Below are 21,650 nucleotides of genomic sequence, written 5' to 3'. Positions count from 1 at the left end.
AGTGGGCGAAGGTGCTGGGCGTCGGACGCGTCGGCGCGCGGGACAACTTCTTCGAGCTGGGCGGACACTCGCTGCTGGCGACGCAGGCGATTTCGCGCGTGCGCTCCGTCTTCGGCGTGGAGCTGCCTCTGCGTGCGTTGTTCGAAGCGCCCACCGTCGCGGACCTGGCGATCCGGGTGGATGCCGCGGCGCTCGGGGCCAAGGCTCCGCCGCTGGTGCCCGTGCCGCGCACGGGGCCGCTGCCGCTGTCGTTCGCGCAGCAGCGCCTGTGGTTCCTGGATCAGATGGAGCCCGGATCCACGGCCTTCAACATGTTCACGGCCCTCCGCCTGGAGGGTGCGCTGGATGTGTCCGCGATGGAGCGTGCGTTCCACGCGCTCGTGGAGCGGCATGAGTCGCTGCGCACGACGTTCGAGGCGCGCGGCCAGGAGCCGGTGCAGCGCATCGCGCCCGCGCCGGAGCACGTGCTGAACACGGTGGACCTGTCCACGCTGGACGGGGACGCCATCGAGCTGGAAGCCCGCCGCCTCGCGGGCGTGGAGGCGCGCTGGCCGTTCGACCTGGGACGGGGCCCGCTGTTCCGCGCCACGCTCCTGCGCCTGGGCACGCAGCGCCACATGCTGCTGGTGGCGAAGCACCACATCATCTCCGACGGCTGGTCCATGGGCGTCCTCGTGCGCGAGGTCACCGCCCTCTACGAGTCCTTCCGCACGGGCCAGCCCGCGTCGCTGCCCGAGCTCAAGATCCAGTACGCGGACTACGCGGCCTGGCAGCGAGGCTGGCTGCGGGGCGACGCGCTGGAGACGCAGCTCTCCTACTGGCGCCAGCAACTGGGCGGAGCCCCGCGACTGCTGGAGCTGCCCACGGACCGTCCGCGTCCCCCCGTGGCGGGCACGCGCGGCGCCATCCTCCAGCGGATGCTGCCGGAGCGGCTCACCCAGGCGCTCCGGACCCTGAGCCAGCGCGAGGGCGCGACGCTCTACATGACGCTGCTCGCGGGCTTCCAGGTGCTGCTGTCCCGCCACAGCGGGCAGACGGACATCGTGGTGGGCGCGGACATCGCGAACCGCAACCACGCGGAGACCGAAGGGCTCATCGGCTTCTTCATCAACCAGCTCGCCATGCGCACGCGGCTGGAGGACGACCCGTCCTTCACCACGCTGCTGGCGCGCGTGAAGGACACGGCGCTGGGTGCATACGGGCACCAGGACCTGCCGTTCGAGGAGCTGGTCAAGGCGCTCAACCCCGAGCGCAGCCTCGCCCACGCGCCGCTGTTCCAGGTGAAGCTCATCCTGCAGAACACGCCCACGTCGTCGCTGGAGCTGCCGGGGCTGAGCTTCCGCGCCTCCGGCAGTGAGTCCGTGCAGTCGAACCTGGACCTGACGCTCTCCATCACGGAGAGCCCGCAGGGCCTGTCGTGCCAGTGGGTGTACGGCACGGACCTGTTCGATGCCTCCACCATGGAGCGCCTGGCCGCCGGCTTCCGCACGGTGCTGGAGTCCGCGGTCGCTGAGCCGGCGGAGCGCGTCTCCCGCCTCCCCGTGCTCCCCGCCGAGGAGCGACGCACGCTCCTGGAGGCGTGGAACGACACCGCGCTCGCGCTGTCCGAGGACGGCGGGCTCCACGGCCTCGTCGAGGCCCAGGTGGAGCGCACGCCGGACGCCGTCGCGGCGGAGTTCGAGGGCGAAGCCCTCACGTACCGGGAACTGGACACCCGAGCCAACCAGCTCGCGTGGCACCTGCGGAGCCTGGGCGTGCGCGCGGAGACGCGCGTGGGCGTATGCCTGGAGCGCTCGCTGGACCTGGTGGTGGCGCTGCTCGGCGTGCTCAAGGCGGGGGGCGCGTACGTGCCGCTCGACCCGTCGTATCCGTCCGAGCGCCTGGGCGCGATGCTGGAGGACAGCCGCGTCCCCGTGGTGGTGACGCAGGAGTCGCTGGCGGACGCGCTGCCGTCGCGCGGCGAGTGGCTGCTGCTGGTGGACGAGGAGGCCTCGGCCATCGCCCGCAGGCCGAAGGAGGCGCCGCCGTCGCTGACGGAGCCGCGCAACGCCGCCTACGTCATCTTCACCTCCGGTTCGACGGGGCGCCCCAAGGGCGTCGTCGTGGAGCACCGGGGCATTCGCAACACGATTGCCCGCACCGTGACGGACTTCGGCATCCAGCCGGGCCGTCGCGTCCTGCAGTTCACCGCGTTCGGCTTCGACGCCTCCGTGCTGGAGATCTTCGGCACGCTGGCGGGAGGGGGCACGCTGGTGCTGGTGCCGCGCGACGCGCTCCTGCCCGGCCCCGAGCTGACGGCGCTGCTGCGCGACCGCCACATCACCACCTCCGTGCTGCTGCCGCCCGTCCTGGCGGCCCTGCCGCACGACGCGCTGCCGGAGCTGGAGACGATCATCTCCGGCGCGGAAGCGCTGCCGCCGGAGCTGGTGGACCGCTGGGGAGCCGGACGCCGGTTCCTCAACTGCTACGGCCCCACGGAGATCAGCGTCACCGCGACCAGCACCCTCTGCGCGCCGGACGGTGGGCGTCCGGGCATTGGCCGGCCGTATCCCAACACCCGGCTGTACGTGCTGGACCGCGCGGGCCAGCCCGTGCCCACGGGCGTCCTGGGTGAGCTGTACATCGGCGGTGTGGGCGTGGGCCGCGGCTACCTGGAGCGCCCGGACCTGACGGCCGAGCGCTTCGTGCCCGACGTCTTCGGAGGCGAGCCCGGCGCGCGGCTGTACCGCACGGGCGACGTGGTGCGCTACCGCGCGGACGGCCAGCTGGAGTTCGCGGGCCGCGTGGACCACCAGGTGAAGCTGCGTGGCTTCCGCATCGAGCTGGGCGAAATCGAAGCGGCGCTCGGTCAGCACGCGTCCGTGCGGGACGCGGTGGTCCTGGCGCGCGAGGACGTGCCCGGCCAGAAGCGCCTGGTGGCGTACGTCGTGCCGCAGGAGGAGCAGACGGCTGACGCGGAGGCGCTGCGCGCGTTCCTCAAGGAGCGCCTGCCGGAGTACATGGTGCCCGCGGCCTTCGTCGCGCTGGAAGCGCTGCCGCTGACGCCCAACGGCAAGGTGGACCGCAAGGCCCTGCCGAAGCCGGAGCTCCAGAAGCTCGCGGTGGAGACCGGCGACGCCGCGCCCCGGCCTGGCGCGGAGGAGAAGCTCGCGCGCATCTGGGCGGAGCTGCTGGGCGTGGAGGGCGTGGGACGCAACGCGGACTTCTTCGAGCTGGGCGGGCACTCGCTGCTGGCGACGCAGGCGGTGTCGCGCATCCGGCAGGCGTTCCGCGTGGACCTGCCCGTGCGGGCCTTCTTCGAGATGCCCAACGTGGCCGCGCTCGCGGCGTGGCTCTCGACCCAGGTCCAGGACGTGGGGCCGGAGGTGCCGCCGCTGGTGCCGGTGTCGCGCGAACAGCCGCTGCCGCTGTCGTTCGCGCAGCAGCGCCTGTGGTTCCTGGATCAGCTGGAGCCGGGAAGCCTGGCGTACAACATCCCGTTGACGGTGAGCCTGGAGGGAGACCTGGACGTGCCCGCGCTGGGCCGCGCCTTCCAGGAGATCCTCCGCCGCCACGAGTCCCTGCGCACCGCCTTCGGAGTGAAGGACGGGGAGCCCGTGCAGGTCATCTCCGAGGTGCCGGAGGTTGCGCTGGCGGTCGTGGACCTGGGCGCGCTGCCGCAGGCTGAAGTCGAGGCGACGCTGGAGCAGCGGGCGATGGCGGAGTCGCGCCAGCCCTTCGACCTGACGCGGGGCCCGCTCGTGCGGGCGACGCTGCTGCGGCAGGACGCGCGGCGGCACGTGTTGCTGCTGACCATGCACCACATCGTCTCCGACGGGTGGTCCATGGGCATCTTCATGCGTGAGATGGCCGCGCTCTACGAGGCCTTCCACGCGGGGCGGCCCTCGCCGCTGCCTGAGCTGAAGGTGCAGTACGCGGACTACGCGGCGTGGCAGCGAGGCTGGCTGCGCGGCGAAGCGCTGGAGGCGCAGCTGTCCTGGTGGCGTGAGCAGCTGCGGGACACGCCGCCGCTGCTGGAGCTGCCCACGGATCATCCGCGGCCGACCGTGCGGACGCACCGCGCGGGCGCGGTGCCGACGGAGTTCCCCCAGGCGTTGTCTGCGAAGCTCCAGGCGCTGGGACAGGAAGAGGGCGCGACGCTCTACATGACGCTGCTCGCGGGCTTCCAGGTGCTGCTGTCGCGCTACAGCGGGCAGACGGACATCGTGGTGGGCACGGACATCGCGAACCGCAACCACGCGGACACGGAGGGCCTCATCGGCTTCTTCGTGAACCAGCTCGCCATGCGCACGCGGCTGGACGACGCCCCGACGTTCCGGCAGCTCCTGCGGCGCGTGAAGGACACGGCGCTGGGCGCGTATGGGCACCAGGACCTGCCGTTCGAGGAGCTGGTCAAGGCGCTCAACCCGGAGCGCAGCCTGGGCCATTCGCCCATCTTCCAGGTGAAGCTGTCGGTGCAGAACACGCCGGCCTCGTCCATCGAGCTGCCGGGCCTCAAGCTGCGCTCGCTGGGACGAGACGAAGGCGCCGCGAAGGTGGACCTCACGCTGTCCTTCAAGGACACCGGCATGGGGCTGCTGTGCGTGACCGACTACCGCGCGGACCTGTTCGAGCAGGCGACGGTGGAGCGGATGATGGGGCACCTGCGGGTGCTGCTGGAAGGCATCGCCGCGAATCCGGACGCGTCCGTGAGCGCACTGCCCATGCTGGCGGAGGCGGAGCGGGAGCAGGTGCTGACGACGTGGAACCAGACGGCGGAGGCCGTGCCGTCGGAGAGCATCCACGCGCAGTTCGAAGCGCAGGTGGAGCGCGTGCCCGGGGGCGTGGCGGTCGTCGCGGGAGGCAAGCAGCTGACGTACGCGGAGCTGGACGCGAAGGCGAACCGGCTGGCGCGAGCGCTGGTGAAGCAGGGGGTGGGCCCGGACGTGCTGGTGGGCCTGTACGTGGAGCGGACGGTGGAGGCGGTGGTGGGGATGCTGGGCATCCTCAAGGCCGGAGGAGGGTACGTGCCGATGGACACGTCCTTCCCCGAGGCGCGGGTGAAGGCCATCGCGGAGGACGCGGGGCTGCGCGTGGTGGTGACGCAGCAGGCGCAGGCGGCGGACGTGGCGGGCCTGGGGCTCGTCACCGTCATCGTCGAAGCGGTGGAGGAGGCCGGCGGCAGCACCGAGGCGGTGAAGACGAGCGTGCGCGGGGAGAACGCGGCGTACGCCATCTTCACGTCGGGAAGCACGGGGCGCCCGAAGGGCGTGGTGGTGGAGCACCGGCAGCTGGCCAACTACGTGGGGAGCATCCGCGGAAGGCTGAGGCTGGAAGAGGGGATGAGCTTCGCGTCGGTGACGACGCTGGCGGCGGACCTGGGGCACACGGCCGTCTTCCCGATGCTGTGCGGAGGCGGGACGCTGCACCTGGTGTCGAAGGAGGTGGCGTCGGACGCGGAAGCCCTGGGTGCGTACATGCAGGCGCACGGGGTGGACGGGCTGAAGGTGGTGCCCTCGCACCTGCGCGCGCTGCTGAGTGGCCCCAACGCAAAGGCCGTGCTGCCGAGGAAGCGGCTGGTGGTGGGCGGGGAGGCGTCGGACAAGGAGCTGGTGGAGACGGTGAAGCGGCTGGCGCCGGAGTGCGCCGTCTTCAACCACTACGGCCCGACAGAGACGACGGTGGGCGTGCTGACCAACCCCGTGGAGGGTGAGTGGGAGGAAGGCGCGGCGACGCTGGCGCTGGGCCGTCCCATCGGCAACGCGCGCATGTACGTGCTGGATGCCAGTGGGCATCCGGTGCCGCGCGGCGTGGCGGGAGAGCTGTACGTGGGCGGCGCGGTGGTGACGCGCGGGTACGTGGGGCGTCCTGAGTTGACGGCGGAGCGGTACGTGCCGGACGGCTTCAGCACGGAGCCCGGGGCGCGGCTGTACCGCACGGGCGACAAGGTGAGGCAGCGGGAGGACGGGAAGCTGGAGTTCCTGGGGCGGGTGGACTTCCAGCTGAAGATTCGCGGCTACCGCGTGGAGCTGGGTGAGGTGGAGGCGGGGCTGAGCGCATGCGAAGGCGTGCGTGAAGCCGTCGTCATCGCGCGGGAGGACGCGCCCGGAGACAAGCGGCTGGTGGCGTACGTGGTGGCGAAGCCGGGCAGCACGGTGGAGGCCACGTCGCTGCGCGGCGAGCTGAAGGGACGGCTGCCGGAGTACATGGTGCCGTCGGCCTTCGTGGTGCTGGAGGCGATGCCGCTCAACGCCAACGGCAAGGTGGACCGCAAGGCCCTGCCCAGGCCGGAAGCGACGGACGCGGACGCGAAGGATTTCGTCGCCCCGCGCACGCCCACGGAGCAGCGGCTGGCGGCCATCTGGAGTGAGCTGCTGGGCGCGAAGCAGGTGGGCCCCAGGTCCAACTTCTTCGAGCTGGGCGGGCACTCGCTGCTGGCGACGCAGGCGCTCTCACGGATCCGCCAGACGTTCCAGGCGGAGCTGCCCCTGCGCGCGCTCTTCGAGCACCCGACGCTGGAGCAGCTGGCCGTCCGCATCGACGCCGCCGTGCAGTCCGGGACGGGCGTCCAGATGCCGGCCCTGGTCCCGGCGGACCGCTCGGGCGAGCTGCCGCTGTCCTTCGCGCAGCAGCGCCTCTGGTTCCTGGATCAGCTGGAGCCGGGCAGCGCCTTCTACAACATCCCGACGGCCGTGAGGCTGTCGGGGGCCCTGGACGTGGCCGCGCTGCGCCGCACGTTCACGGAGCTGGTGCGCCGTCACGAATCCCTGCGCACCACGTTCCGAGCGCAGGAAGGCCAACCCGTGCAGGTCGTGGCGCCCGCGGCGGAGGTGCCGCTGGCGCAGGTGGACCTGTCGTCCGACGCGAACGCCGAGGCACGCGCCCAGGCCCTGGCGGAGGAAGAGGTCCGGCGTCCGTTCGACCTGGAGCGGGGCCCGTTGTTCCGGGTGACGTTGATCCGCCTGAGTGACACCGAGCACGTGCTCTTGCTCTCGGTGCACCACATCGTCTCCGACGGTTGGTCGCGAGGCGTGCTGATCCGCGAAGTGGGGACGCTCTACGGGGCGTTCAGCACGGGCCAGCCGTCGCCGCTGCCGGAGCTGCTGGTGCAGTACGCGGACTACGCGGCCTGGCAGCGCGGCTGGCTGCGGGGCGAGGTCCTGGAGGCGCAGCTCGGTTACTGGAAGCAGCAGCTCGCGGGGGCTCCGCATGCGCTGGAGCTGCCGACGGACAAGCCGCGCCCGGCGATGCAGACGTTCCGGGGCACCAGCCGTTCGGTGACGTTGCCGGCCGCGCTGCGCGACGCGCTCTGGGAGCTGAGCCGGCAGGAGGGCGCCACGCCCTTCATGACGTTGCTGGCGGCGTGGCAGGTCGTGCTCTCCCGCTACAGCGGCCAGGACGACATCAGCGTGGGTACGCCCATCGCGGGCCGCAACCGCTCGGAGCTGGAAGGCCTCATCGGCTTCTTCATCAACACGCTCGTGCTGCGCACGCGGCTGGATGGCAACCCCAGCTTCCGGCAGACGCTGCGGCAGGTGCGGGAGGTGGCGCTCGGCGCGTATGCGCACCAGGAAGTGCCGTTCGAGAAGCTGGTGGAGGAGCTGAAGCCGGAGCGCGACATGAGCCGTTCGTCGCTCTTCCAGGTGATGTTCTCCCTCCAGAACGCGACGCTGCCGTCGGTCCAGCTGCCGACCGGTCTGCGCCTGCGTCCGATCGAAGCGGAAGGCGAAACGGTCAAGTTCGAGCTGTCGCTCTCGGTCATGGAGAGCGCCTCGGGGCTCGCCGTGGCGCTGGAGTTCAACAGCGACCTGTTCGAAGCGGCGACGGCGGAGCGGATGCTGAAGCACTTCGGCGTGTTGCTGGAGGGCATCGCGGCGCGTCCGGATGCGCGAGTGCTGGACCTGCCGCTGCTGGGTGAAGTGGAGCGCCAGCAGGTGCTGGTGGAGTGGAACGCCACGGACGTGGCGCTGCCGGAAGAGCAGGGCATTCCGGAGCGCTTCGCGGAGCTGGCGCGGGTGCAGCCGGAGGCGCCGGCCGTCGTGGCGCCGGGCGGAGAAGCGTTGACGTACGGGCAGCTGGAAGCGCAGGCGAACCAGCTGGCGCACCACCTGCGAGCCCTGGGAGTGGGCCCGGAGGTGCTGGTGGGCGTGTGCCTGGAGCGCACGCCGCAGTTGCTGGTGGCGCTGCTGGGCATTCTGAAGGCGGGCGGGGCGTACGTGCCGCTGGACCCGTCCTACCCGGCGGACCGACTGGCCCTCATGGTGTCGGAGTCGCGCATGTCGCTGCTGCTGACGCAGCGGGCGCTGGAAGGCACGGTGGAGGCACCGGGCCTGCGCCGCTACCTGCTGGACGAAGAGGCACCGGCCCGCGCGGCGCTGCCCGTTTCCGCGCCCGCGCGCACGGCGGGCTTCGAGAACCTGGCGTACGTCGTCTTCACGTCGGGAAGCACGGGGACGCCGAAGGGCGTGATGGTGTCGCACCGCAGCTGGGCGAATGCGTACCTGGGGTGGGAGCGCAGCTACGGACTGAAGCAGGGGCCGCGAAGCCACCTGCAGATGGCGAGCTTCTCCTTCGACGTCTTCGGAGGAGACGTCTCGCGAGCGCTGTGCAGTGGCGGGAAGCTGGTGCTCTGCCCGAGAGAGTGGCTTCTGGAGCCGGTGAAACTGCACGGGCTGATGGAAGCCGAAGCGGTGGACTGCGCGGAGTTCGTCCCTGCGGTGCTGCGAGGCCTGTTGCAGCACCTGGAGGAGACGGGCCAGCGGCTTGAGTCGATGCGAGTGCTGATTGCCGGCTCGGACGCCTGGTACGTGAATGAGTACCGGAGGATTCGAGGCGTCATCGGCCCCCAGACGCGGCTCATCAACTCGTACGGCATCAGCGAAACCACCATCGACAGCACGTGGTTCGAGAGTGAGGCGCTGGAGGCGGGGGACAACCGGCTGGTGCCGATTGGGCGGCCCTTCGCGAACGTGCGGATGTACGTGCTGGACGCGGCGCTCAAGCCGGTGCCGCCGGGGGTGGCGGGGGAGCTGTACATCGGCGGAGAGGGCGTGACGCGCGGGTACGTGCGCAGGCCTGAGTTGACGGCGGAGCGCTTCGTGCCGGACCCGTACGGGGCTGCTGGAGCGCGGCTGTACCGCTCAGGGGACAGGGCGCGACACCTTTCGGATGGGAACATCGAGTTCCTGGGCCGAGCGGACACGCAGGTGAAGCTGCGTGGCTTCCGGGTGGAGTTGGGGGAAATCGAGTCGGTGCTGGGCAAGCACCCGGCGGTGAGGACGGCGGTGGTGCTGCTGCGGGAGGAGCCGCGGCGGCTGGTGGCGTACGTGGTGGCCCCGGAGGGGGTGGAGGCCTCGGCGCTGAGGCAGCACGTGAAGGAGAGCCTGCCGGAGTACATGGTGCCGGCGGCCTTCGTGGTGCTGGACGCGTTGCCGTTGACGCCGAACGGGAAGGTGGACCGCAAGGCGCTGCCTGCGCCGGAAGGGGCGCAGGAGGCGGCGGACTACGTGGCGCCGAGGACGCCGACGGAGGAGCTGCTGGCGAACCTCTGGGCGCAGGTGCTGGGCGTGGCGCGGGTGGGAGCGAGCGACAACTTCTTCGACCTGGGAGGCCACTCGCTGGTGGCGACGCAGGCGATGTCGCGCGTGCGAAGCGCGTTCGGCGTGGAGCTGCCGCTGCGCGCCCTCTTCGAAGCACCCACCGTCGCGGCCCTCTCCATGAGGGTGGACGAGGCCCGGCGCGCGAAGCAGGGCGACGCGGTGCCGAAGCTCGTGCCGGTGGAGCGCTCCGCGAACGACCTGCCGCTGTCCTTCGCGCAGCAGCGCCTGTGGTTCCTGGATCAGCTCCAGCCCGGGAGCGCGTCGTACAACATGACGTCCGCGGTGCGGCTGTCGGGCACGCTGGACGTGCCGGCCCTGGAGCGCACGTTCCTGGAGCTGGTGCGCCGGCACGAAGCCCTGCGAACAACCTTTCAGACCCGTGACAGTCAACCGGTCCAGCGCATCTCCGCCCTTGGCGCGTCCGTCCTGGAGCAGGTCTCCGTCCAAGGCCAGACCTCCGCCGAGCAGGACGCCGAAGCGCGCAAGCGCGTGGAGGCAGAGGCTGCTCGTCCGTTCAACCTCGCTCGGGGGCCCCTGTTCCGCGCGACGCTGCTGCGGCTGACGGAGACGGAGCACGTGTTGGTGCTGGTGATGCACCACATCGTGTCGGACGGCTGGTCCATGGACGTGCTGGTTCGGGAAGTGGCGGCCCTGTACGGCGCCTACTCCCAGGGCCGCGCGTCGCCACTGCCGGAGCTGCCCGTGCAGTACGCGGACTACGCGGCGTGGCAGCGCGGCTGGCTGCGCGGCGAGGTGTTGGAGAAGCAGTTGTCCTGGTGGCGTGGACAGCTGGAGGGGGCTCCGCACGCGCTGGAGCTGCCGACGGACCGACCGCGTCCGGCGGTGCAGGGCATCTCCGGTGCGAGGACCGCGCTCCAGCTCCCCAGGGCCCTGGAGGAGGCGGTGCTCAAGCTGGCGCGTCAGGAGGGCGCGACGCCCTTCATGGTGGTACTGGCGGCCTGGCAGGTGTTGCTCGCGCGCTACAGCGGCCAGGACGACATCAGCGTGGGCACGCCCATCGCGGGTCGTAACCGCACGGAGCTGGAAGGCCTCATCGGCTTCTTCGTGAACACGCTCGTGCTGCGCACGAAGCTGGAGTCTGGCACGAGCTTCCGGCAGGTGCTGCGCCAGGTGCGCGAGACGACCCTGGGCGCCTATGAGCACCAGGAAGTGCCGTTCGAGAAGCTGGTGGAGGAGCTGAAGCCGGAGCGCGATCTGAGCCGCTCGCCGCTCTTCCAGGTGATGTTCACGTGGCAGACCGAAGCGGCTGCCACGAACACCTCGGGAGAGGTGCGTCCGAACAGCAGCCTTACCCTGCGTTCGCTCCAGACGGAAGGGACGACGGCGAAGTTCGACCTGACGCTGGGAGTGGCGGAGACGGGCCGGGGCCTGGCGGCGTCGCTCGAATACAGCACGGACCTGTACGACGCGGAGACGGCCCAGCGGATGCTGAGCCACCTGGGCACGTTGCTGGCCAGCATCACGAAGGACGCGGACGCGAACCTCTGGAGCCTGCCGCTCCTGGAGGCCGAGGAGCGTCAGCAGGTGCTGGAGCGCTTCGCTGGATCGCAGGCGGAGGTCTCCACGGCGGAGACGATCCACGGCCTATTCGCGGCGCAGGCCGTGAAGACGCCGGGCACGGTGGCGGTGGTGCACGAGGGCAGGGCATTGACGTACGCGCAGGTGGAAACCCGTGCGAATCAGCTGGCGCGGCACCTGCGCACGCTCGGCATCCGCGAGGAAAGCCGGGTAGGCGTGTGCGTGGAGCGCACGGAAGCGATGGTGGTGGCGCTGCTGGGCGTGCTGAAGGCGGGCGCTGCCTACGTGCCGCTGGACGCGACGTACCCGAAGGACCGTCTGGCCTACATGCTGGAGGGCACGGGTGCGCCTGTCGTCATCACGCAGGCGAACCTGGAGGACGTGCTGCCGGAGTACACCGGCCAGCGCGTACGGCTCGACACGGATGCAACGGTGTTGGCTGGGTACCCGGTGGAGGCGCCCGCCAGCAAGACGGAGCCGCGGCAGCTGGCGTACGTGCTGTACACGTCAGGAAGCACGGGCCGCCCGAAGGGCGTGGCGGTGACGCACGCCAGCGCGGTGGCATTCCTGAAGTGGGCTACGGGTACCTTCAAGGCAGAGCAACTGAAGGGCGTGCTTGCTGCGACGTCGCTGAACTTCGACCTGTCGGTGTTCGAAGTCTTCGCGCCGCTGGTGAGCGGCGGCACGGTGGTGGTGGCGGAGAACGCGCTGGCGCTCGCCGGACTGAAGGATGCGGGCCGCGTCACGCTGCTGAATACGGTGCCGTCGGCGGTGGCGGAGTTGGTGCGAAGCGGGGGCATCCCGTCGTCGGTGGAGACGGTGAACCTTGCGGGCGAAGCACTGCCGAACCGGTTGGTGCAGGCGCTGTACGCACTGCCGCAGGTGAAGGAGGTCAACAACCTCTACGGCCCGACAGAAGACACGACGTACTCAACGCACGCGCGAGTGGAGCGCGGAGCGAAGACAGAGCCGAGGATTGGTCGTCCGCTGGAAGGCACGCAGGCGTACGTGCTGGACACGCACGGGCAGCCGGTGCCGGTGGGCGTGCCCGGGGAGCTGTACCTGGGCGGAGAAGGCCTGGCGCGAGGCTACCTGGGCCAGCCGGGCCTGACGGCGGAGCGCTTCGTGCCGAATCCGTACGGGGCGGCGGGGACGCGGCTGTACCGCACGGGAGACAAGGTGCGGTGGGGCCGGGACGGGACGCTGGAGTACCTGGGCCGCATGGACTTCCAGGTGAAGGTGCGTGGCTTCCGCATCGAGCTGGGAGAGGTGGAAACCGCCCTCGGCGAGCAGCCCACGGTGCGAGACGTGGTGGTGGTGGTGCGTGAGGACGCACCGGGCGACAAGCGACTGGTGGCGTACGTGGTGGCGCAGCCGGGCCACACGGTGGAGTCGGCCGCGCTGCGCAGTGGTTTGAAGGGACGGTTGCCGGAGTACATGGTGCCGTCGGCCTTCGTGGTGCTGGAGGCGCTGCCCCTCAACGCCAATGGCAAGGTGGACCGCAAGGCGCTGCCGAAGCCGGAGGCGGGAGCGGAGCGCACGCGCCAGTACGTGGCGCCGCGCACGGCGACCGAAGAGGCCCTGACGAGCATCTGGGCGCAGGTGCTGGGCGCGAAGCAGGTGGGGGTCGAGGACAGCTTCTTCGAACTGGGAGGCCACTCGCTGCTGGCGACGCAGGCGGTGTCGCGCATCCGCACGGCCTTCAACATCGACCTGCCGCTGCGCGCCCTTTTTGAGTCCCCCACGGTCGCGGAGCTGGCCCTTCGGGTGGAGTCCGGGAAGCAGGGCGACGCGGTGCCGAAGCTCGTCGCGACAGCCCGCACGGGCCGTGAGCCGCTCTCCTTCGCGCAGCAGCGGTTGTGGCTGCTCGATCAACTCCAGCCGGGAAGTGCCTCGTACAACCTGCCGGCCGCGGTGCGCCTCACCGGCACCCTGGACACTGAAGCCCTGCGCCGCACCTTCACGGAGCTGGTGCGTCGTCACGAAGCCCTGCGCACGACGTTCCAGGTCCACGACGGTCAACCGTCGCAGGTGGTGTCACCGGCTGGGGAACTGGAGTGGACCGTCACGGCCCTGGACGGCCTGCCGGAAGCACAGCGTGAAGCCGAGGTTCGCGCCCTGGCCAAGGCCCAGGTCTTGCGCCCGTTCGACCTGAGCCAGGGTCCGCTGTTCCGCGCGACGCTGGTGAGGCTGTCGGAGACGGAGCACGTCCTGGTGCTGGTGATGCACCACATCGTATCGGACGGCTGGTCGATGGACGTGCTCGTGCGGGAAGTCGCCGCGCTCTACGGCGCGTACGCGGAAGGCCGCGAGTCGCCGTTGCCGGAGCTGCCGGTGCAGTACGCGGACTACGCGACATGGCAGCGAGGCTGGTTGCAAGGCGAAGTGCTGGAAGGCCAGCTGGCGTGGTGGCGCCAGCAATTGGAAGGCGCACCGCACGCGCTGGAGCTGCCGACGGATCGGCCGCGTCCGGCGGTGCAGCGCTTCCACGGCGCGAACGCTTCGGTGCTGATGCCGAAGGAACTGGAGGAGAAGCTCTCCGCGCTGGCCCGTCAGGAGGGGGCCACGTCCTTCATGGTGATGCTGGCGGCGTGGCAGGTGTTGCTGGCGCGCTACAGTGGGCAGCAGGACATCAGCGTGGGCACGCCCATCGCGGGCCGCAATCGAACGGAGCTGGAAGGCCTCATCGGCTTCTTCGTGAACACGCTGGTGCTGCGCACGAAGCTCGAAGGCAGTGCTTCCTTCCGCGACGTCCTCCGTCAGGTGAGGGAGACGACGCTGGGCGCGTACGCGCACCAGGAGGTGCCGTTCGAGAAGCTGGTGGAGGAGCTGAAGCCGGAGCGTGACCTGAGCCGGACGCCGCTCTTCCAGGTGATGTTCACCTGGCAGGCCGCTGCTGTTGCCGCGAACACGGGAGAGGTGCGTCCGAGCACCCGCCTTGCGTTGCGTGCTCTCGAAACCGAAGGTGCGACGGCGAAGTTCGACCTGACGCTGGGGATGGCGGAGACAGGCCAGGGCCTCGCGGCGTCGCTCGAATACAACACCGACCTGTACGACGCGGAGACGGCGCAGCGGATGCTGAGCCACTTCGGGATGCTGCTGGAGGGCATCGCGAAGGACGCGGACGCGAACCTCTGGAGCCTGCCGTTGCTGGGCGTTGAAGAGCGTCAGCAGGTGCTGGAGCGTTTCGCTGGCACGCAGGCGGAGGTCTCCACGGCGGAGACGATCCACAGCCTCTTCGCGGCGCAGGCGGCGAAGACGCCGGGCGCGGTGGCAGTGGTGCGCGAGGGCAGGGCGCTGACGTACGCGCAGGTGGAAGCCCGTGCGAATCAGCTGGCGCGGCACCTGCGTACGCTCGGTATCCGCGAGGAAAGCCGGGTAGGCGTGTGCGTGGAGCGCACGGAAGCAATGGTGGTGGCGCTGCTGGGCGTGCTGAAGGCGGGCGCCGTGTACGTACCGCTGGACGCGACGTACCCGAAGGATCGACTGGCCTACATGCTGGAAGGCACCGGCGCGCCTGTTGTCATCACGCAGGCGAGCCTGGAAGACGTGCTGCCTCAGTACGTGGGCCACCGTGTTCGGTTGGACGAAGACGCCAAGGTCCTGGAGAGCCATGACGCTTCGGCGTTGGAAGTGCAGAGCTCGCCGCGCCAGCTGGCGTACGTGCTGTACACGTCAGGAAGCACAGGCCGTCCGAAGGGCGTGGCGGTGACGCACGCCAGCGCGGTGGCATTCCTGAAGTGGGCCACGGGCACCTTCAAGGCAGAGCAGCTGAAGGGTGTCCTGGCGGCGACGTCGCTGAACTTCGACCTCTCCGTCTTCGAAGTCTTCGCGCCGCTGGTGAGTGGCGGCACGGTGGTGGTGGCGGAGAACGCGCTGGCACTGGCGGGGCTGAAGGAAGCGGGCCGCGTCACGCTGTTGAACACGGTGCCGTCGGCGGTGGCGGAGCTGGTGCGAAGCGGGGGCATTCCTTCGTCGGTGGAGACGGTGAACCTGGCGGGCGAAGCACTGCCCAACCGACTGGTGCAGGCGCTGTACGCACTGCCGCAGGTGAAGGAGGTCAACAACCTCTACGGCCCGACGGAAGACACGACGTACTCGACGCATGCGCGAGTGGAGCGCGGAGCGAAGACGGAGCCGAGGATTGGCCGTCCGCTGGAAGGCACGCAGGCGTACGTGCTGGACACGCACGGACAGCCGGTGCCGGTGGGCGTGCCTGGGGAGCTGTACCTAGGCGGAGAAGGCCTCGCACGCGGTTACCTGGGCCAGCCCGGGTTGACGGCGGAGCGCTTCGTGCCGAATCCGTACGGCACCCCTGGCTCCCGGCTGTACCGCACGGGAGACAAGGCACGCTGGGGCCGAGACGGGACGCTGGAGTACCTGGGCCGCATGGACTTCCAGGTGAAGGTGCGCGGCTTCCGCATCGAGCTGGGAGAAGTGGAGACCGCCTTGGGCGAGCAGCCCACGGTGCGAGACGTCGTGGTGGTGGTGCGTGAGGACGCCCCCGGCGACAAGCGACTGGTGGCGTACGTGGTGGCGCAGCCGGGCCACACGGTGGAAGCCGCAGGACTCCGAAGCGCCCTGAAGGGACGGCTGCCGGAGTACATGGTGCCGTCGGCCTTCGTGGTGTTGGAGGCACTGCCCCTCAACGCCAACGGCAAGGTGGACCGCAAGGCGCTGCCGAAGCCGGAGGCGGGAGCGGAGCGCACGCGCCAGTACGTGGCGCCAAGGACCCAGACGGAAGCCGTGCTCGTGGCGCTCTGGGAGAGCGTCCTGGGCGCGAAGCAGGTGGGAGTGCAGGACAGCTTCTTCGAGCTGGGAGGCCACTCGCTGCTGGCGACGCAGGCGGTGTCGCGAATCCGCACGGCCTTCAACGTCGACCTGCCGCTGCGAGCCCTCTTCGAGTCCCCCACGGTCGCGGAGCTTGCCCTCCGGGTGGAGTCCGCGAAGCAAGGCGACGCGGTGCCGAAGCTCGTGGCGACAGCCCGCACGGGCCTGGAGCCCTTGTCCTTCGCGCAGCAGCGGCTGTGGCTGCTCGATCAGCTCCAGCCGGGAAGTGCCTCGTACAACCTGCCGGCCGCGGTGCGCCTCACCGGCACCCTGGACGTCGAAGCCTTGCGCCGCACCTTCACGGAGTTGGTGCGTCGTCACGAAGCCCTGCGCACGACGTTCCAGGTCCGTGATGGCCAGCCTTCGCAGGTGGTGTCACCCACTGGAGAGCTGGAGTGGACCGTCACGGCCTTGGACAGCCTGCCGGAAGCACTGCGTGAAGCCGAGATCCACGCTCTGGCCAAGGCCCAGGTCTTGCGCCCGTTCGATCTGAGCCAGGGGCCCCTCTTCCGCGCGACGCTGCTGCGGCTGAGTGCCACGGAGCACGTGCTGGTGCTGGTGATGCACCACATCGTGTCGGACGGCTGGTCGATGGACGTGCTCGTGCGGGAAGTGGCCGCGCTCTACGGCGCGTACGCGGAAGGCCGCGAGTCGCCGTTGCCGGAGCTGCCGGTGCAGTACGCGGACTACGCGGCGTGGCAGCGCGGGTGGCTGCAAGGCGAAGTGCTGGAAGGCCAGCTCGCATGGTGGCGCCAGCAACTGGAAGGCGCACCGCACGCGCTGGAGCTGCCGACGGACCGGCCACGTCCAGCGGTGCAGCGCTTCCACGGCGCGAACGCTTCGGTGCTGATGCCGAAGGAACTGGAGGAGAAGCTCTCCGCGCTGGCCCGTCAGGAGGGGGCCACGTCCTTCATGGTGATGCTGGCGGCGTGGCAGGTGTTGCTGGCGCGCTACAGCGGGCAGCAGGACGTCAGCGTGGGCACGCCCATCGCGGGCCGTAACCGCACGGAGCTGGAAGGCCTCATCGGCTTCTTCGTGAACACGCTGGTGCTGCGCACGAAGCTCGAAGGCAGCGCTTCCTTCCGCGACGTCCTCCGTCAGGTGAAGGAGACGACGCTGGGCGCGTACGCGCACCAGGAGGTGCCGTTCGAGAAGCTGGTGGAGGAGCTGAAGCCGGAGCGCGATCTGAGCCGGACGCCGCTCTTCCAGGTGATGTTCACCTGGCAAGCCACGTCGCTCGCCACGTCCACGGGAGAGGTGCGTCCGAACAGCAACCTCACCCTGCGTTCGCTCCAGACGGAAGGGACGACCGCGAAGTTCGACCTGACACTGGCGATGGCGGAGACGGGCAAGGGCCTGGCGGCGACGCTCGAATACAACACCGACCTGTACGACGCGGAGACGGCGCAGCGGATGCTGAGCCACTTCGGGATGCTGCTGGAGGGCATCACGAAGGACGCGGACGCGAACCTTTGGAGCCTGCCGTTGCTGGAGGCCGAAGAGCGTCAGCAGGTGCTGGAGCGTTTCGCTGGCACGCAGGCGGAGGCCTCCACGGCGGAGACGATCCACAGCCTCTTCGCGGCGCAGGCGGCGAAGACGCCGGGCGCGGTGGCAGTGGTGCACGAGGGCAGGGCGCTGACGTACGCGCAGGTGGAGGCGCGGGCGAACCAACTGGCGCGGCACCTGCGCACGCTGGGAGTCCGTGAGGAAACCCGGGTAGGCGTGTGCGTGGAGCGCACGGAAGCGATGGTGGTGGCGCTGCTGGGCGTGCTGAAGGCGGGCGCTGCCTACGTGCCGCTGGACGCGACGTACCCGAAGGACCGTCTGGCCTACATGCTGGAGGGCACGGGTGCGCCTGTCGTCATCACGCAGGCGAACCTGGAGAACGTGCTGCCGGAGTACGCCGGCCAGCGCGTACGGCTCGACACGGATGCAACGGTGTTGGCTGGGTACCCGGAGGAGGCACCGGCCAGCAAGACGGAGCCGCGGCAACTGGCGTACGTGCTGTACACGTCAGGAAGCACAGGCCGTCCGAAGGGCGTGGCGGTGACGCACGCTAGCGCGGTGGCGTTCCTGAAGTGGGCTACGAGCACCTTCAAGGCAGAGCAGCTGAAGGGCGTGCTTGCGGCGACGTCGCTGAACTTCGACCTGTCGGTGTTTGAAGTCTTCGCGCCGCTTGTGAGCGGCGGCACGGTGGTGGTGGCGGAGAACGCACTGGCACTGGCGGGGCTGAAGGAAGCCCAGCGAGTGACGCTGTTGAACACGGTGCCGTCGGCGGTGGCGGAGTTGGTGCGAAGCGGAGGCATCCCTTCGTCGGTGGAGACGGTGAACCTGGCGGGCGAAGCGCTGCCCAACCGGTTGGTGCAGGCGCTGTACGCGCTGCCGCAGGTGAGAGAGGTCAACAACCTCTACGGCCCGACAGAAGACACGACGTACTCAACGCACGCGCGAGTGGAGCGCGGAGCGAAGACAGAGCCGAGGATTGGTCGTCCGCTGGAAGGCACGCAGGCGTACGTGCTGGACACGCACGGGCAGCCGGTGCCGGTGGGCGTGCCCGGGGAGCTGTACCTGGGCGGTGAAGGCCTGGCGCGCGGCTACATGGGCCAGCCCGGGTTGACGGCGGAGCGCTTCGTGCCGAACCCGTACGGCACTCCTGGCTCTCGGCTGTACCGCACGGGAGACAAGGTGCGGTGGGGCCGGGACGGGACGCTGGAGTACCTGGGCCGAATGGACTTCCAGGTGAAGGTGCGCGGCTTCCGCATCGAGCTGGGAGAGGTGGAAACCGCCCTCGGCGAGCAGCCCACGGTGCGAGACGTCGTCGTGGTGGTGCGTGAGGACGCGCCGGGCGACAAGCGACTGGTGGCGTACGTGGTGGCGCAGCCGGGCCACACGCTGGAGTCGGCGTCGCTGCGCAGCGCCCTGAAGGGACGGCTGCCGGAGTACATGGTGCCGTCGGCCTTCGTGGTGCTGGAGGCGCTGCCCCTCAACGCCAACGGGAAGGTGGACCGCAAGGCCCTGCCCAAGCCGGAGGCCGGAGCAGAGCGCACGCGTCAGTACGTGGCGCCGCGCACGAAGACGGAGGAGGTCCTGACGAACATCTGGGCGCAGGTGCTGGGCGCGAAGCAGGTGGGCGTAGAGGACAGCTTCTTCGAGCTGGGAGGCCACTCGCTGCTGGCGACGCAGGCGGTGTCGCGCATCCGCACGGCCTTCAACGTCGACCTGCCGCTGCAAGCCCTCTTCGAGTCCCCCACGGTCGCGGAGTTGGCCCTCCGGGTGGAGTCCGCGACGCAGGGCGACGCGGTGCCGAAGCTCGTGGCGACAGCCCGCACGGGCCAGGAGCCCCTCTCCTTCGCGCAGCAGCGGCTGTGGCTGCTTGATCAGCTTCAGCCGGGAAGTGCCTCGTACAACCTGCCGGCCGCGGTGCGCCTCACCGGCACGCTGGATGTTGAAGCCCTGCGCCGCACCTTCACGGAACTGGTGCGCCGTCACGAGGCCCTGCGCACGACGTTCCAGGTCCGTGATGGTCAGCCCATCCAGCACATCGAATCCTCGCGAGAGCTGGCGTTGACGTGGGTCCCCATCGAGGCCGTGGACGCCTCGCAGGCCGACGCCGAGGTCCGCCGCCACATCGACCGGGAGGTCCGCCGTCCCTTCGACCTGAGCCGGGATCCGCTGCTGCGGGTGACGCTGCTGCGGCTGACCGCTTCGGATCACGTCCTGGTGCTGGTGATGCACCACATCGTTTCGGACGGCTGGTCGATGGAGGTCCTCGTCCGGGAAGTGTCGGCGCTCTACTCGGCCTTCACCCAGGGCCGTCCTTCACCGTTGCCGGAGCTGCCGGTGCAGTACGCGGACTACGCGGCCTGGCAGCGCGGGTGGCTGCGCGACGACGTGCTGGAAGCGCAGCTCGCGTGGTGGCGCGAACAGCTCACGGGCGCATCGCAGGCGCTGGAGCTCCCCACGGACCGGCCGCGTCCCGCGGTGCAGACGTTCCGCGGGGACCACCGCTCGGTGGCGTGGTCCCGCGGGTTGGGTGAGCGGCTGAACGCGCTGGCCCGTCAGGAGGGCATGACGCCCTTCATGGTCCTGCTGGCGGCGTGGCAGGTGCTGCTCGCGCGCTACAGCGGCCAGCGGGACGTCAGCGTGGGCACGCCCATCGCGGGCCGAAACCGCACGGAGCTCGAAGGGCTCATCGGCTTCTTCGTCAACACGCTGGTGCTCCGGACCCACCTGGAGGACCGCGCGTCCTTCCGGCAGGTGCTGCGCCAGGTGAAGGAGATGACCCTGGGCGCGTACGCGCATCAGGAGGTGCCGTTCGAGAAGCTCGTGGAGGAACTGAAGCCAGAGCGCGACCTGAGCCGCACACCGCTCTTCCAGGTGATGTTCACCCTGACCACCGCGGCCACTTCCACGCGGGAAGCGCCGCCGGCGGAGGGCCTGTCGCTGCGGTCGCTCGAGACGGATGGAGGCACGGCTAAGTTCGACCTGACGCTCTCCATGACCGACGACACGTCGGGCCTGGCCGCGTCGCTCGAGTTCAACACGGACCTCTTTGACGCCACGACCGCCGAGCGGATGCTGAAGCACCTGGGGATGCTGCTGGAGGGGATCGCCAGCGACGCGGACGTGGACGTCTGGGACGTGCCGCTGATGGATGCGGCCGAGCGCCAGCAGGTCCTCGTGCAATGGAACGACACCCGGACCCTGTTCCCCGCGAACGGGGCCGTCCACGAGCGCTTCGCGGCCCAGGCCGCGCGGACGCCTGGCGCACTGGCGGTGGAGTCGGCCACGGGCGAGAAGCTGACGTACGGGGAGCTGGAGGCCCGATCGAACCTGCTCGCCCGGCACCTGCGCGCGCTGGGCGTGGGCCCCGAGGTCCGCGTGGGCCTGTGCGTGGAGCGCTCGCCCGGCATGGTGGTGGGGATGCTGGCCGTGCTCAAGGCGGGTGGTGCGTACGTCCCGCTGGATCCGGCCCATCCTCGCGAGCGGCTGGCGTACCTGCTGGAGGACGCCCGGATGCCGGTGGTGCTCACGCAGCGCTCGCTGCGGGACGCCCTGCCGGAAGGCGAGGCGAAGGTCGTGTGCGTGGATTCGGACTGGGAGCGCCTCGTCACTCCGGAGCCCATCGCTCCGGTGGCGGGACGGCTCGCCTACGTCATCTACACGTCGGGCTCCACGGGCCGGCCGAAGGGCGTGGAGGTCGAACACGCGAGCCTTGGCAACCTGGTGGACTGGCATCAGCGCGCGTACGCCATGACGGCGGCGGACCGCACGACGCAGCTCGCGGGCCTGGCCTTCGACGCGTCCGTCTGGGAGATCTGGCCGACGCTCACCTCGGGCGCGAGCCTGCACCTGCCTCCGGATGACGTGCGCACGGCGCCCGCCGAGCTGGTGCACTGGCTGACGGAGCGGGGCATCACCATCGCCTTCCTGCCCACGGTGCTCGCGGAAGCGGTCGTCACCCGCGAGTGGCCCGCCACGACGGCGCTCCGCACGCTGCTGACGGGCGGAGACCGGTTGCACCGCGTGGAGACCGCGCGCCTGCCGTTCCAGGTCGTCAACCACTACGGCCCCACGGAGGGCACGGTGGTCTCCACCGCGGCGGTGGTGCACGCGTCGACGCAGGCGCCGCCCATCGGCCAGCCCATCGCCAACATGCGTGCCTACGTGCTGGACGCCCGCCAGAGGCCGGTCCCCATCGGG

General features: G+C 70.3%; 1 protein-coding gene (running past one end of the window). It reads left to right on the top strand.

Features of this window, described 5'->3' with window-relative positions:
* Nucleotides 1-11: 11 nt before the first annotated feature.
* On the top strand, nucleotides 12-21,650 hold the 5' portion of the coding sequence (locus AABA78_RS18240) for a non-ribosomal peptide synthase/polyketide synthase (RefSeq protein WP_338264288.1). Its footprint extends 14,289 nt past the window's final position; 21,639 of the gene's 35,928 nt are visible here — the first part of the coding sequence; it begins with the start codon at nucleotides 12-14; its stop codon lies off the right edge, out of view.

It is taken from the genome of Corallococcus caeni, from assembly GCF_036245865.1.
GTDB lineage: Bacteria > Myxococcota > Myxococcia > Myxococcales > Myxococcaceae > Corallococcus > Corallococcus caeni.
This window is presented reverse-complemented; position numbering and strand designations above follow the sequence as displayed.